This is a genomic window from Prauserella isguenensis (genome assembly GCF_014191605.1).
GTDB classification, from domain to species: domain Bacteria; phylum Actinomycetota; class Actinomycetes; order Mycobacteriales; family Pseudonocardiaceae; genus Prauserella; species Prauserella isguenensis.
Map to the genome: position 1 here is coordinate 112,020 of NZ_JACHWU010000006.1, position 13,112 is coordinate 125,131.

General features: G+C 67.7%; 11 protein-coding genes and 2 pseudogenes. 4 read left to right on the forward strand and 9 right to left on the reverse strand.

From position 1 onward, the window contains the following. Positions 1-46 precede the first annotated feature (46 nt). Positions 47-484, reverse strand: a complete 438-nt coding sequence (locus tag FHS23_RS20025; RefSeq protein ID WP_183658351.1) for a PPOX class F420-dependent oxidoreductase — start codon at positions 482-484, stop codon at positions 47-49. 103 nt (positions 485-587) lie between these two features. Between FHS23_RS20025 and FHS23_RS20030 the strand changes: the two are divergent. Together FHS23_RS20030 and FHS23_RS20035 are read left to right on the forward strand one after the other, a co-directional pair. Beyond that, a pseudogene (locus FHS23_RS20030) lies at positions 588-809 on the forward strand (branched-chain amino acid ABC transporter permease); the annotation flags it as partial. 146 nt (positions 810-955) lie between these two features. Next, a pseudogene (locus FHS23_RS20035) lies at positions 956-2,055 on the forward strand (ABC transporter substrate-binding protein). A 49-nt stretch (positions 2,056-2,104) separates the two neighbouring features. On the opposite strand, the gene FHS23_RS20040 reads toward FHS23_RS20035, so the two are convergent. The 6 genes from FHS23_RS20040 to FHS23_RS20065 form a co-directional block, all read right to left on the reverse strand. After that, positions 2,105-3,151: a LacI family DNA-binding transcriptional regulator gene (locus tag FHS23_RS20040; protein ID WP_183658355.1), complete on the reverse strand. Its 1,047-nt coding sequence runs from the start codon at positions 3,149-3,151 to the stop codon at positions 2,105-2,107. Beyond that, complete coding sequence (locus FHS23_RS20045; RefSeq protein WP_183658359.1) at positions 3,144-4,700, reverse strand: glycoside hydrolase family 13 protein; 1,557 nt, start codon at positions 4,698-4,700, stop codon at positions 3,144-3,146. The genes FHS23_RS20040 and FHS23_RS20045 overlap by 8 nt, the downstream gene beginning before the upstream one ends. Before the next feature lie 7 nt (positions 4,701-4,707). Then, positions 4,708-5,535 (reverse strand): sugar ABC transporter permease, encoded by an 828-nt coding sequence (locus tag FHS23_RS20050; RefSeq protein WP_183658362.1) that lies wholly within the window; start codon positions 5,533-5,535, stop codon positions 4,708-4,710. Continuing rightward, on the reverse strand, positions 5,532-6,524 hold the full coding sequence (locus FHS23_RS20055; protein ID WP_183658365.1) for a carbohydrate ABC transporter permease: 993 nt from the start codon (positions 6,522-6,524) through the stop codon (positions 5,532-5,534). The genes FHS23_RS20050 and FHS23_RS20055 overlap by 4 nt, the downstream gene beginning before the upstream one ends. After that, positions 6,521-7,831 (reverse strand): extracellular solute-binding protein, encoded by a 1,311-nt coding sequence (locus FHS23_RS20060; RefSeq protein WP_246382494.1) that lies wholly within the window; start codon positions 7,829-7,831, stop codon positions 6,521-6,523. The genes FHS23_RS20055 and FHS23_RS20060 overlap by 4 nt, the downstream gene beginning before the upstream one ends. Positions 7,832-7,923: 92 nt before the next feature. Further along, complete coding sequence (locus FHS23_RS20065; RefSeq protein WP_343054130.1) at positions 7,924-9,336, reverse strand: alpha-amylase; 1,413 nt, start codon at positions 9,334-9,336, stop codon at positions 7,924-7,926. Positions 9,337-9,660: 324 nt separating this feature from the next. Between FHS23_RS20065 and FHS23_RS20070 the strand changes: the two genes are divergently transcribed. After that, a complete protein-coding gene (locus FHS23_RS20070; RefSeq protein WP_183658368.1) occupies positions 9,661-10,752 on the forward strand; it encodes an ABC transporter ATP-binding protein in 1,092 nt (363 codons plus the stop codon). 323 nt (positions 10,753-11,075) lie between these two features. Here the strand turns inward: FHS23_RS20070 and FHS23_RS20075 are convergent, their stop codons facing one another. Together FHS23_RS20075 and FHS23_RS20080 are read right to left on the reverse strand one after the other, a co-directional pair. Then, positions 11,076-11,315 (reverse strand): hypothetical protein, encoded by a 240-nt coding sequence (locus tag FHS23_RS20075; RefSeq protein ID WP_183658371.1) that lies wholly within the window; start codon positions 11,313-11,315, stop codon positions 11,076-11,078. Positions 11,316-11,501: 186 nt separating this feature from the next. Beyond that, positions 11,502-11,720: a hypothetical protein gene (locus FHS23_RS20080; protein ID WP_183658374.1), complete on the reverse strand. Its 219-nt coding sequence runs from the start codon at positions 11,718-11,720 to the stop codon at positions 11,502-11,504. A gap of 140 nt (positions 11,721-11,860) precedes the next feature. Here FHS23_RS20080 and FHS23_RS20085 point away from each other — a divergent pair, with 140 nt between their 5' ends. Further along, complete coding sequence (locus FHS23_RS20085) at positions 11,861-13,108, forward strand: hypothetical protein (protein WP_183658387.1); 1,248 nt, start codon at positions 11,861-11,863, stop codon at positions 13,106-13,108. Positions 13,109-13,112: the final 4 nt, after the last annotated feature.

The following is a 13,112-nucleotide window of genomic DNA, read 5'->3' on the forward strand; positions in this document are numbered from 1 at the left end:
GGGCGACCGCCGGCCCTCGCGTGGGACGCGGCGTCGGCGGTCGTGTTCAGTCGGCCAGCTCGGCGTGGGCGACGACCTTCCTGATGCGGGCGCGGACGAGCAGTTCGCCGGGGACCGCGTTGCGCTTCCCGAAGGCCTCCGCGTTCTCGTCCCCCATGTAGCGACCGCCGATCGTCGTCGCCCAGCCGAGCATCTCGTCGAGCTCGTCGGACAACGTCGCCTCGGCGGTGACGTGCACGTACGAGTATGGCGGGGCCTGGTCGTCGACCGTCATCGACAACCGTGGGTCGCGGCGCAACGCCCGGCCCTTCACCGTCTCGGCACCGGTGTTGAACACGATCTCGTCACCGGCATCGCCCTCGTGGAGGACGAACCAGACCGGGGTGACGTGCGGCGAGCCGTCGGCGCGCACCACACCCACCTTGCCCGTGCGCGTCCCTTCGCTCGCGAACCGCCACCATTCGTCGCGCGTCATCTCGTGCATGCACGGCAAAGCTACCGCGCTCGGCGCCGGCCCGCCCGTCGGCGACGACGCACCCCGACCCCGGCCCCGGCACCCCGCCCCTGGAACCGCACCCCTGACACCCGGCACCGTCGACGTCAACGGCTTGCCGCAGGTGCTCGCGCTGTACTCCACGGATCTCGGCTGGTTCACCGGAACCGGCGAGAACGCCTTCACACCCATCCTGATCAGCTCTTTCGTGTACGGCGCGGCCATCGTGCTCGTCGTGCTCTTCGAACCGGGGGGCCTGGCGGCGATCGGCCGCCGAATCGCGGGACTCACGCGCCGTGGAAAGGATCCGAGATGAGACGAACACTGGCGATCGCGTGCGCTGCGGCGCTCGTACTGACCGCGTGCGGCACCAAGGGCGGTGGTTCCGACGGCGGCACCGAAGGGGCGGGCGGTGTGACGACGGATGTCGGCGTCACCGATGCCGACATCACACTCGGCGTGATGACCGACCAGACCGGCCCGTTCAAGGCACTGTCGACCGGAATCACGCACGGCAACCAGCTGTGGGTGGAGGACGCCAACGCCGACGGCGGCATCTGCGGGCGCGATCTGAAACTGGAGATCGTCGACCACGGCTACAAGGCCGACACCCCGAAGACCCTGTACCCGCAGATCGAACCGAAGGTGCTCGGGCTGGTGCAGCTCGTCGGGTCGCCGGTCACGGCGCGTTGAGCGAGGACCTCGAAGCCGACGAGATGACGACCACCCCGACGTCGTGGTCCTCGGAGCTGCTGAGCAATCCGTACCTGATGGTCGTGGGGACCACCTACGACGTCGAGATGATCAACGGGCTGTCGTATCTGCAGGACGAGGGCATGCTCGCCGACGGCGACACCATCGGTCACATCTACATCGACGGCGAGTACGGCGCCAACGGGCTGCGGGGCGCTCGGTACTACGCGAAGCAACACGATCTGAACCTGAAGGAAGTCAAGATCACCTCCAGCGACAACGATCTGACGAACGTGGTCACCGGGCTGCGGGGGCAGGGCGTCAAGGCGATCACGCTGACCACGACGCCGACGCAGACCGGGTCGGTGGCCGCGGCGAACAAGGCGCTCGGGCTGAACGTGCCGATCCTCGGCAACAACCCGACGTTCGATCCGTTGCTGCACAACAGTCTCGCGGCCGGTGCCCTCGACAATCTCTACGTCGTGGCCAGCAGCGTGCCGTTCTCGGCGGACATCCCGAAGATGAAGGACGTCGCGCAGAAGTTCGACGCCGCAGGCTACACCGAGCCGCCGAACGCGGGTGTCCCCTACGGCTACGCGGTCGCCGAGGTGTGGGGCAGCGTGCTGGAGAAGGCGTGCGAGAACAAGGACATGACCCGTTCCGGCGTCCACGACGCGCTGCGGGAAACGACCTCGGCCGACACCGGCGACCTCGTCGCGGAGCTGGACTTCTCGACACCGGGAGCACCGGCGACCAGGGAGGTCTACGTGGCGAAACCGGACGCCTCCGTCAAGGGTGGCGTCACGTACGTCGAGCCGTTGTTCGAGTCGGAGGACGCGAAGAACTACAAGGCGCCGCACCAGGAATGACCCCGACGACCGGGGTCGCCCGCCCGTCGAAGGCGCCCCCGGTCCCCGATCACCGCGGCGCGGGCTGGGTCGTCCTCGCCGCCGTCGAACCGCGCACGACGAGCTCGGGCTGGAAGAGGTACTCCCCTGTCGGCACGCTGGCGCCCGCGATCTCGTCGAGCAGGGTGCGCACCGCGGCCGTGGCCATCGCGGGAACCTGTTGCTGGACGGTCGTCAACGGCGGGTCCGCGAACGCGATCAGCGGCGAGTCGTCGTAGCCGACCACGGAGAAGTCCCCCGGCACCGACAGGCCACGCTTGCGCGCGGCCCTGATCGCGCCCAGCGCCATGAGATCACTGCCGCACACAACCGCGGTGCAGCCCTGCTCCAGCAGGTGCCACGCGGCCGAATGCCCACCTTCGACGGAGAACAGCGAATGCACGACGAGCGCGTCCGCGTCCTCCTCGCTGCCGACCGTGGGCGCCATCAGCTCCCGGAACCGGGCCGCCTTGCGCTGCGCGGGAACGAACCGTTGCGGGCCGACCGCCAGCCCGATGCGCTCGTGCCCGAGCGCGCGCAGGTGTGCCAGCGCGAGCTCGACCGCGGCCCCGTCGTCGTCGGAGAAGAACGGAGCCGCGATGTCCTGGGCATAGCCGTTGAGGAACACCAGCGGCAGCCCGGACGCCACGAGCCCTTCGTAGCGGGCGTGACTCGCGGTGGTGTCGGCGTGCAGTCCGGACACGAACACGATGCCCGACACCCCGCGGTCCGTGAGCGTCTCGACGAACTCGTCCTCCGTGGCCCCGCCCGGGGTCTGCGTGCACAGCACCGACGTGTATCCGCGCATGCTGAGCGTACGGTCGATCACCTGCGCGAACGCGGGGAAGATCGGGTTGTCCAGTTCCGGGATGATCAATCCGATGAGCCCGGCACTGCGCTGCTTGGTCCGGCTGGGCCGCTCGTAGCCGAGCTCGTCCATCGCCGTGAGCACGGCTTGGCGTGTGGCGGGCGCCACACCCGACTTCCCGTTGACCACCCGGCTCGCCGTGGCCTCACTGACCTTCGCTCGCTCGGCGATGTCGGTGAGGCGCACGGCGTCGAGGGGCTTGTCAGTCATCGATGTCTCCGGTCCACCATGCCGCGCTCTCCGGCGGCAGAACGGTGGGGTCGGCGGTGGGGTCGGATGTAGTACTGGTCAACAGTAGTCGTCCCGGACTCTCGATCCTCGCGGGTACCGAGCCGAAGTTGATCGCGCAGGTGAACCCGCCCCTGCGGAACGCCAACACGTCCGGACCGGATTCGAGCCAGACCAATCCGTCGCCGGGAATCCCGCGCCGCAACCGCAACGCCTCGCGGTACAGTTCGAGCGTCGAATCCGGCTCGCCGCGCTGTGCCTCGACCGTCAGGTCCGCCCACCGGTCCGGCTGCGGCAGCCACGGCGTCCCGCCGAAGCCGAACGGCGAGGCGTCACCGGACCACGGGAGCGGGACCCGGCAGCCGTCCCTGCCGCGGTCGGTGTGGCCGGAGCGCTCCCACACCGGATCGGCGAGCACCTCCTCCGGCAGGTCGGTGACCTCGGGAAGGCCCAGTTCCTCCCCCTGGTACAGGTACGTCGAGCCGGGTAGGGCGAGGGTGAACAGCGTCGCCGCGCGTGCCCTGCGCAGCCCGGTCTCCCCACCGCCGAACCGGGTCACGTGCCGCTGCATGTCGTGATTGGACAACACCCACGTGCTGGCCGCGCCGACGGCATCCACCGCGTCGAGCGAGGCGTCGACGACCTCACGGAACTCGGCCGCCGACCACTGCGCCTCCGCGTAGTGGAAGTTGAACGACTGGTGCAGCTCGTCCGGACGCAGGTAGCGGGCCATGCGCTCGGCGCTGCGCACCCACGCCTCGGCGACGCCGATGCGCATTCCGTCGTACGAGTCGAGGATCTTCCGCCACTGCCGGTAGATCTCGTGCACACCGTCCTGGTCGAAGTACGGCAACTCCGCCTTGGTGAGCAGCCCGATCTGGTCGCTCGTCCCGGTGTCGGGCAGGCCGGGAGCCTTGACCATCCCGTGTGCCACGTCGATGCGAATACCGTCGACGCCGCGGTCGAGCCAGAACCGCAGGATGTCCTCGAACTCGGCACGCACCTCGGGGTGCTGCCAGTTGAGGTCCGGCTGGGCGGGGTCGAACAGGTGCAGATACCACTGGCCGTCGGCGACCTGTGTCCACGCCGGACCGCCGAACACCGACTCCCAGTCGTTGGGCGGGCCGCCGTCACGGCCGTCGCGGAACAGGTACCGCTCGCGGGCCTCCGAGCCCGGCTCCGAGCGCAACGCCTCCTGGAACCACGGGTGCGCCGACGACGTGTGGTTGGGCACGATGTCGACGATGACGCGCAGTCCGTGCCCGTGTGCCTCGCCGATCAGGGCCTCGGCGTCGGCGAGGTCGCCGAACAGCGGATCGACGGTGCGGTAGTCGGCGACGTCGTAGCCGCCGTCGGCCATCGGCGAGGCGTAGAACGGGGTGAGCCACACGGCGTCGACGCCCAGGTCGGCGAGGTAGCCGAGACGAGAGCGGACGCCGTTCAAGTCACCGACACCGTCGCCGTTCGCGTCGGCGAAACTGCGCACGTAGACCTGGTAGATGACGGCGTGTTTCCACCACTGCGGATCCATCGATCTCCTAACTCTTGACTCCGCCGGCTGTGAGACCGGCGACCAGATGGCGCTGTACCAGGAAGAACACGGCCGCGGCCGGCAGCATCACGAGCACCGAACCGGCGGTGAGCAGGCCCCATTCGGCCTTGAAGTCACTGACGAACGTGGCCATCCCGATCGGCAGCGTGTAATGACCCTCGCTCTGCATGAACACGCTCGCGAACGCGACCTCGCCCCACGCCGTGATGAACGAGTAGAACACCGTCACCGAAATACCGGGCCGGGCCAGCGGTACGATCAGCCGCCAGAATGTGCCCAGCGGGCTGAGCCCGTCGATGCGGCCCGCCTCGTCGATCGAGACGGGGATCGTGTCGAAGTAGCCCTTGAGCATCCACGCGCAGTACGGCACGGCAATCGTGCATTGTGCGAGGATCAGCCCGCCGTACGAGTCGAGCAGGCCGAGATCCGACATCACGTTGTACAGCGGCACGATCAGCACGGCTGCGGGGAACATCTGCGTCACCAGGAACGTCCACATGAGAGGACGCTTGCCCGGGAACCGCATGCGCGAGGCCGCATAGCCCGCACTGGCCGCGATCAGCACGCCGAGCACGGTGGTGCCCGCCGCGACGACCAGCGAGTTGCCGAACCAGGTCAGGAACCGCGTTTCGCCAAGAACCTGGGTGTAGTTGGACACGCCCAGCGTGCCGAGCTTCTCCGGCCGGGTCCACGTCGCACGGTCGGTCTTGAGCGAGGTGAGTGCCACCCACGCCACGGGGAACACGGCGATGACACTGGCGAACACCAGCGTGATGTGCAGCCCCGCCGACGCCTTCCTGCTGCGCGTGCTCATCCGAACACCTCCTCGGACTGCTTGGCGAGCCAGCGCTTGTAGAAGAACGCGAACACCACCAGCATCGAGGCGATCAGCGCGCCGTACGTCGCGGCGCCCGAGTAGTCACGGATGCCTTGGAACGCGCGCTCATACGCCTCCGTGACCAGGATGTTCGTGGATCCTCCCGGGCCGCCGCCGGTCAGCAGAGCGATCACGGGGAACTGGTTGAACGTCCAGATCGTGCCGAGCAGGATCACCGTGCCCGATACCGGCCGCAGGCCCGGCAACGTCACCGCGCGGAACTGCTGCCACGCCGTCGCACCGTCCATTTCGGCCGCCTCGTACAGGTCCTTCGGCACGGTCTGCAGTCCGCCGAGCAGCGCGACCATCATGAACGGTACGCCGAGCCAGACGTTCACCATGATCACCGAGATCTTGGCCGCCAGCGGTTCGCCGAGCCAGTTGACGGCGTCGATGCCGAACAGTCCGAGTACCGAGTTGGCGACGCCGCCCTGCTCGTTGAGGATGAGCCGCCAGCCGAACGCCGCGACGAACGGCGGCACGGCCCACGGCAGGATCAGCAGCATCCGATACAACCCGCGCAGCCGCATCGCACGGTTGAGCAGCAATGCGAGCCCGAGACCGATCGTGAAGTGCAGTGTCACGCAGGCGACCGTCCACTGGACCGTCCACAGTAGCCGCGAGTAGAACGCACCGTCCGCGCCGGAGAGCACGTCGATGTAGTTGTCGAACCCGACGAACGAGTACGTCGCCGGGATCTCGTTGACGCCGATCGTGCGGCCGCTGTTCATCTCGGTGGCATCCGTCAACGACAGGTAGATGCCTTTGACCAGGGGGAACATCACGAGTGCGCCGATCACGACCACGACCGGGGTGACCATGGCCCACGCGTACCAGTGACGCGTCAGTAGTCCGCGCACCCGGCGCCGGGGTGGCGGCACCGGCGGCGCCACCCCGGCCTGCGGGCGGGTAGTGAATGTCGTCATGACTCGAAGCCGGGCACTGCGCCCTTCGCCTTTCGCTGCGCCTGCTTCAGACCGTCCGAGACGGGCGTCTGGCCACCCATGATCTGCTCGTAGAAGGGCGTGAACAGGTCGTAGAGGTCGCCCGCGCCCGGCGCCGAGGGCCGTGGTTTCGCCGACTCCATCGGCTCCTGGAACTGGGAGACCACCTGGTTGTCCTTGACGCCCGGCATGTCGTAGACGGATTCACGGGTCGGCAGCGTGCTGTTCTCCTTCGCCACCAGGGCCTGGCTCTCCGGCGAGTTCATGAACTTCACGAACAGGTAGGACGCTGCGAGGTCGGGGGAACCGGCGTACACCGTGAGGTTGTGGCCGCCGACGGGTCCTCCCCTGCCCTCGGGGCCACCGGGAACCGTGGCGACACCGAGGTTGTCGGGATCGGCGTACGCGCTGCCGGTGAGGATGTCCGACACCGACCACGGCCCGTTGAGCATCATGGCGACGTCGCCGCTCTTGAAACCGTCGAGCATGTTGGTGTACTTGTTCGCGCTGGTGTCGGTCGTGCCGATACCGCCGGCCGACAACTCCTTCGAGGTCTCGACCGCGCTCTTCATCGCGGGGCTGTCGATCGTGATGCGCTTGCTGCCGGTGTCGACGACGTCGCCGCCCTCGCCGTAGACGAACGGCAGCAGGAAGTACGAGTCGGCGTTGACGAAGATGCCGGTGGTGCCGGGAACCTTCCGTTCGATCTTCTTCGCCACCGTCTCGACCTCGTCCCAGGTCTTCGGTGGTTCCTGCACGCCCGCCTCGGCGAACAGCTCCTTGTTGTAGAGCAGGCTGAGGGTGTCGGTGACCTCGGGGACACCGTAGGTCTTGCCCTGGTACTCGTTGGTCTTCATCGGCGTCGGCAGGTAGTCGTCGGCGCCGTCGAGCGCGGGCGTGCCGTCGAGCGGCTGGAGGTACCCGAGTGCGGCGAACGTCGGCGTCCATCCGACGTCGGCGCGCATCACGTCCGGCGCGCCGTCACCCGACTGCGCCGCGGTCTTGAACTTGTCGTCGGCACCGTCGAAGGGCACGTTGACGTACTCGACGTCGATCTTCGGGTACTTCTTCTCGAACCGCTTGACCAGTTCCTTGAAGGCCGGCGACTCGTTGGTTGCGTCCGAGGTGTCCCACCACGTGACGGTGCCGGAGACGGACTGCGGGTCGTTGGCCGCCTTCGCTGCGGCGTCGCTCTGGTCCGCGCCGCCCCCGCCGCAGCCGGCCAGGGTCAGTGCGGTGACCGCGGCGAACGCCGTCGCCATGCGGGTCGCTGGTGTAGCTCGCGTCATGGTTCTCCTCATTGAGACCGGTGGGGTCCGGAATTACCCGGGAGGTTAATCAGCCGGTGACCGCTCCTGCAAGAACTTGCAGAAACTTTCAGTCATCGATGGAAGGCGACGGCGTCCTTGGCTTCGAGCGTGATCCGCGTCCAGCCGTCGGCGTTGACGGTGTACCTGCGGCACCCGTCGTGCACGTCGTCGCAGTAGGTTCCGGCGGGCAGGCCCGTGTCGAACCAGCGTGTGACCTCCTCGTCCGAGTTGTTGATGGTCACGAAACCCTTGTCACCGCGGTTGAACGCGATCAGGTTCGCCCCGTCACTCCACCAGTTCTGCACCTGCGTTCCCTTGACGGCGTTGTGCCAGCCGACCATGCCGAGGATCGCCGGATCGTGGGTCGTGCAGGTCCACGCCTCGTCGCCGCAGTCGACGTCGGTGACGGTGCCGTCGGCGTTCGAGGGCGGCGCCTGGTCGCGGCCGGAGAAGGTGAACCCGGAGAACACCTGCGGCGTGCCGTGGTCCCAGGCCAGCGAGAAGATGTTGGCCAGCAGGTAGGTCCTGCCGTCCTTGTACGACAGGGTGCTGCCGTCGCGCTCGGTGTCGTGGTTGTCGACGAACGCCACCGAGTCGGCACTCGGCTGCATGCCCCACGACTCGCCGAAGGTCTCCAGGTCGGAGATGTTGCCGCGGAACTGCTCGGCGAGCTTGCGGCCGTAGGTGAACTCGAGCAGGTCGCCGTTGCGGCGGTAATCGTCGAGGTCCACCGCGCCACCCGGGATGACCTCCTGGTACACGTAGGGATCGCCGTTCAGGCGGCTCTCGATTGCCGCGATATCGGCCGCGGGAATGTGCTTGGCGGCGTCGATGCGGAAGCCGTCGACGCCCATCGAGATCAGGTCGTTGAGGTAACTCGCGATCTCGTCGCGCACATACTCGTCGCCGGTGTCGAGGTCGGCGAGGCCGAGTAGCTCGCAGTTCTGCACCTCGGCGAGGTCGTCGTAGTTCTCCACCTCGCCGCTCGGATTGGGGCAGTCGTCCGGATAGTGGTGGAAGTCGCCGGTCGAGTACCTGCCGTCGTAGGTGTACTTGTCGGGGAACGTCGTGCCGCCGTAGCCGGTACCGCCGGAATCCTGGCCGGTCATGTGGTTGATGACCGCGTCGACGTAGACGTCCACACCGGCCGTTTCGCAGGCCTCGACCATGGCCGCGAAGTCGGCCCGGTCGCCGAGTCTGCTGGTCAGGTCGTAGCTGACGGGCTGATAGACGTCCCACCACGGATGGTTCTCGACCGAGGCCGACTCGGCGGGCGGCGACACCTGGACACCGCCGAAGCCGTTCGGTCCCAGGTTGTTCGTGCACTCGGCCGCGACCGAGTCCCAGTTCCATTGGAACAGGTTCGCGATGACGTCCTCGTCCGGATCACCGGGAGGCGCGGCTGCGGCAGGGCCGGCCGTTCCGGCGGTGAGACCGGCCGTGAGTAATACCGTCGACAGGATTGCGGGCAGGCGGGATCGCACGAGACCTCCAGCGTTCGCAGGGAGCGGATGGCCGAGGAGCCCGGGTTCTCCTCGCTGAGACACGCCTCGAGCACAGGAGAGTGACCTGGTCGGCAAGCGAAGTCAAGACTTGCATGAAACTTTCAGGCGCCGTATACAGTCTCACCGGTATCCGGTTCGGCGCGGTTCGGCGGCCGGCTTCCGCATGCGGGTGTCGCGCGGCATGCGGGTGTCGTGCGACTTTTCCGGCGAGTGGCCGGGCGACAACGTCCGCAGGCGGCCGTTCCACGGCCGGATCCGACGTCGGCCGACGAGGTCCGGCGCCCACGGCGAAGGGTGAGTTCCATGGCAGAGGTCAGTTATCGGCGTGCATCGCGGCTGTATCCGGGTTCGCCCCCGGTACGGGCGGTCGACGAGCTGGACCTGACGGTCGCCGACGGCGAGTTCCTCGTACTGGTCGGCCCGTCGGGGTCGGGAAAGTCGACGGCGCTGCGCATGCTCGCAGGGCTGGAAGAGGTCGACGAGGGAGCCATCCACATCGACGACCGCGACGTCACCGATGTTCCACCGAAGAACCGTGACATCGCGATGGTGTTCCAGTCCTATGCCCTGTACCCGCACATGACGGTCGCCGAGAACATGAGTTTCGCGTTGAAGCTCAAGGGAGAGTCCAAGTCCGCCATCGCTGAACGGGTACGACACGCGGCCGACCTGCTCGAGCTGACGCCGTACCTGGACCGCAAGCCGAAGGCCCTCTCGGGCGGGCAACGCCAGCGGGTCGCGATGGGACGTGCGATCGTCCGCGAGCCGTCGGTGTTCCTCATGGACGAACCGCTGTCCAATTTGGATGCGAAACTGCGGATCGAGACGCGGGCCAACATCGCGTCGCTGCAGGACCGGCTCGGCACCACGACGATCTACGTCACGCACGATCAAGTCGAAGCTATGACGATGGGACATCGGGTGGCGGTGCTCAAGGACGGCACGCTGCAACAGTGCGACACCCCGCGCAACCTGTACGAACGTCCGGTCAACGCGTTCGTCGCCGGGTTCATCGGATCGCCGGCGATGAACCTGAAGACGGTCGCGGTCGGCGACGGCGGTGCACATCTCGACGGGCTCAGTGTTCCGCTGCCGCGCGCCACGTTGGCATCCTCGGGTGACACCCTGACTCTCGGTGTCCGGCCCGAATCGTTGCGGCTGGCCGGTGCCGGCGAGGACGGCGCGGCGATGACGGTCGAGCTCGTCGAGGAACTCGGCGCGGACGCGTACGTGCACGGCACGGTGCGTGTCGGCAAGCAGGCCGAGCGGTTCGTCGTCCGTGCCGACGGGCGCACCCCGCCGAAGCTCGGTGAGACCGTCACGGTCGCGATCACCCGTCCCGAGGAAGTGCACGCGTTCCACGCCGACACCGGATTGCGCCTGCCGACCGGCTGACGGTGACACCGGTGACACCGGTCGAAGGCCGGATCCTGCTGTCCGGCTGTCCACGTTGGATTGTCGGCCGCGTTACGCCTCGGCGCCGGCGTCATCGGCGCCAAGTACGCGGAGCGCGTCGGCAACCTCGGCGATCTCGTCATCCGGCACTGTGCGTCTCCACCATGCTCGCTAGCATGCTCACCAGCACCCAAGTGAGCATGCTAGCGAGCATGTTCGATCGAGTAGTGGTGGTTGAGCAGCACAGCGCGCACACGCTGCGGACTCGCGTCCCGGCCTGCTGTGCCCGGTGAGCGCCATCGCAGGCCTGCTTCCGATCATGGTCAGCTGTCGGTCTGGACGTCGATGATGACCCGCTGCGGCGGCTCCACGATGCGGCCGTCGAGTTCCGCAGCACGGGTCAACACCTCGGCCGACAGCGCGCCGAGGTGCTGGCCAAGCTCTCGCAGCTGGTCGGCCCGTCCATCTCGATCAGGGTGATTCAGCAGCTCCACTAACAACGGGCCGATACGTCCGTTGATGTCTGCGACGCGAGCGAGCACGTCGGCGACGGGTTCAGTCATGGCGGCCGACCGGCCCGCGATCGGTCTCGGCCGGCGGCCACCGACTCGGATGGGCGCGCCGAGCTGCCACTACGAGTCCCAACACTCCGGCCCCGACGGCGGCATAACCGACGAGCACAAGGCCGCAGGCCAGCGCGGACACGGCGACGACCATCGACGCAGCGATGCCCGCCAACACCAGAGCTTTCACCGCGCCTCCCTCGATACTCGTTCGCGCATCTCGTACTCATCCAGCGCGTCCAGCCATGGCGGCGGCGCCCAGCGCTGCAGCACGTCGAGAGCCCTGTCGCGCTGCGACTTGTCACCCGCGAGCGCCGTCATCACGGCCCACCAGTCGGCGCGTGACAGGGTGACGCTGCCGTCGAGAAGCGGCATGCGGTTCCGTGGCATTACTTGTTCAGACATCGCCGATGAGCGTTGTCGAACGCTTCGCCCGCGGGGAGTGCAGTCAGCAGGGCATCGCGGGGCATGCCGGGGCAATCTGGAGCGCTGCCCTGCGAGATCGCGTTATGCTCTAAGCGTCGGTCCGGATACAGGGAGTACTCGTGCCTGGTGCGAACGTGCAGTTGCGGACGTGCCGCGAACGCATGCCGTCGCGGCGCGCTCCGGGCGAACCGATGACCCGCACCGAACTCGCCGAGGCCGTCAACGACTACCTGTGGCAGTCCACCGGACGCCGCAGCCAGTTGGACGGCCACACCATCGCCCGCTACGAGCGTGGCGCCGTGCGTTGGCCCAGCGCCCACTACCGATCCGGACTACGACACGTACTCGACGCCGACACCGATGCCGAGCTGGGCTTCCACCCCACCCCGCGCGGCAACTCATATCGAGTCGGCGACAGCAACGCACCTGAAGACCAGCACCAGCGCGCAGCACCGCGTGTCCACGATGACGCGCCGATCGATGCCTTCATCAGCGACCTTCGGCGTGTTCTCGAACGCTACGACATGCCCGACGACGCTCCGGTTCGGCCGCTTGAACAGTTGCGGGAGGCAGTACGCAGTGTCGTCCGCTGGCGCCTGAATTCGGAATACGCTCTACTCGCCCACTACGTGCCGACGTTGATACGCGAGCTGACGACGGCCACCTTCTCCGCCACGGGGTCGGCCCGCTGCGAGTTGATGGTCATGCTCGCGCAGACATATCGCGCCGCGGATGCGATAGCGGACAAGTTCGGCTTCGTCGATCTTTCCGCACGCATCATCACGCTGATGCGGTGGGCAGCCAGCGCATCAGGCCACGGCCTCACCATCGGCATGGCGTCTTACGTACGCGCGGAGACGTTCTTCGCGACAACGCAGTTCGATCACGCGCGCCGGATGCTGACTACCGCGGCGAATGACCTCGGTTCGGGTTCCGCGCCCGCCGGTCACGCCGTCTACGGAGCGCTTCACATGCGGGCCGCTGTCGCGGCGGCCAGGGCCGGGAGTCCACGTCAGGCGGACGATCATCTGATCGAAGCCAGCGATGTGGCCCGACACGTTCCCGAAGGGCTCTACGCCGGTACGGCGTTCGGGCCGGGGTCCGTGCGGATTCACCGGCTGACGCTAGCTCTCGACCTCAGCGATCTCGGCGCGGCATTGTCGGTCGCTGCGGGGTGGAGTCCGCCGGAGACCGTTCCGGCGGAGCGACGTTCTCACTACTACATCGACCTGGCACGAGCACAACACCAGGCGGGGCGGCCTCTGGAGGCCCGGGACGCGCTGGCAGTCGCCCGACGACTGGCTCCGGAACACGTCCGAGTACACACCCAGGCGAAAGCCCTCACCGCTGCGCTGTCGGCTCGTTGACGCT

What these genes read in the sequence shown, in the direction of transcription:
- FHS23_RS20075 (WP_183658371.1), bottom strand. Translation starts at nt 11,315, where the DNA reads ATGACTGAACCCGTCGCCGACGTGCTCGCTCGCGTCGCAGACATCAAC.
- FHS23_RS20040 (WP_183658355.1), bottom strand. Translation starts at nt 3,151, where the DNA reads ATGACTGACAAGCCCCTCGACGCCGTGCGCCTCACCGACATCGCCGAG.
- FHS23_RS20080 (WP_183658374.1), bottom strand. Translation starts at nt 11,720, where the DNA reads ATGTCTGAACAAGTAATGCCACGGAACCGCATGCCGCTTCTCGACGGC.
- FHS23_RS20055 (WP_183658365.1), bottom strand. Translation starts at nt 6,524, where the DNA reads ATGACGACATTCACTACCCGCCCGCAGGCCGGGGTGGCGCCGCCGGTG.
- FHS23_RS20050 (WP_183658362.1), bottom strand. Translation starts at nt 5,535, where the DNA reads ATGAGCACGCGCAGCAGGAAGGCGTCGGCGGGGCTGCACATCACGCTG.
- FHS23_RS20045 (WP_183658359.1), bottom strand. Translation starts at nt 4,700, where the DNA reads ATGGATCCGCAGTGGTGGAAACACGCCGTCATCTACCAGGTCTACGTG.
- FHS23_RS20060 (WP_246382494.1), bottom strand. Translation starts at nt 7,831, where the DNA reads ATGACGCGAGCTACACCAGCGACCCGCATGGCGACGGCGTTCGCCGCG.
- FHS23_RS20025 (WP_183658351.1), bottom strand. Translation starts at nt 484, where the DNA reads ATGCACGAGATGACGCGCGACGAATGGTGGCGGTTCGCGAGCGAAGGG.
- FHS23_RS20070 (WP_183658368.1), top strand. Translation starts at nt 9,661, where the DNA reads ATGGCAGAGGTCAGTTATCGGCGTGCATCGCGGCTGTATCCGGGTTCG.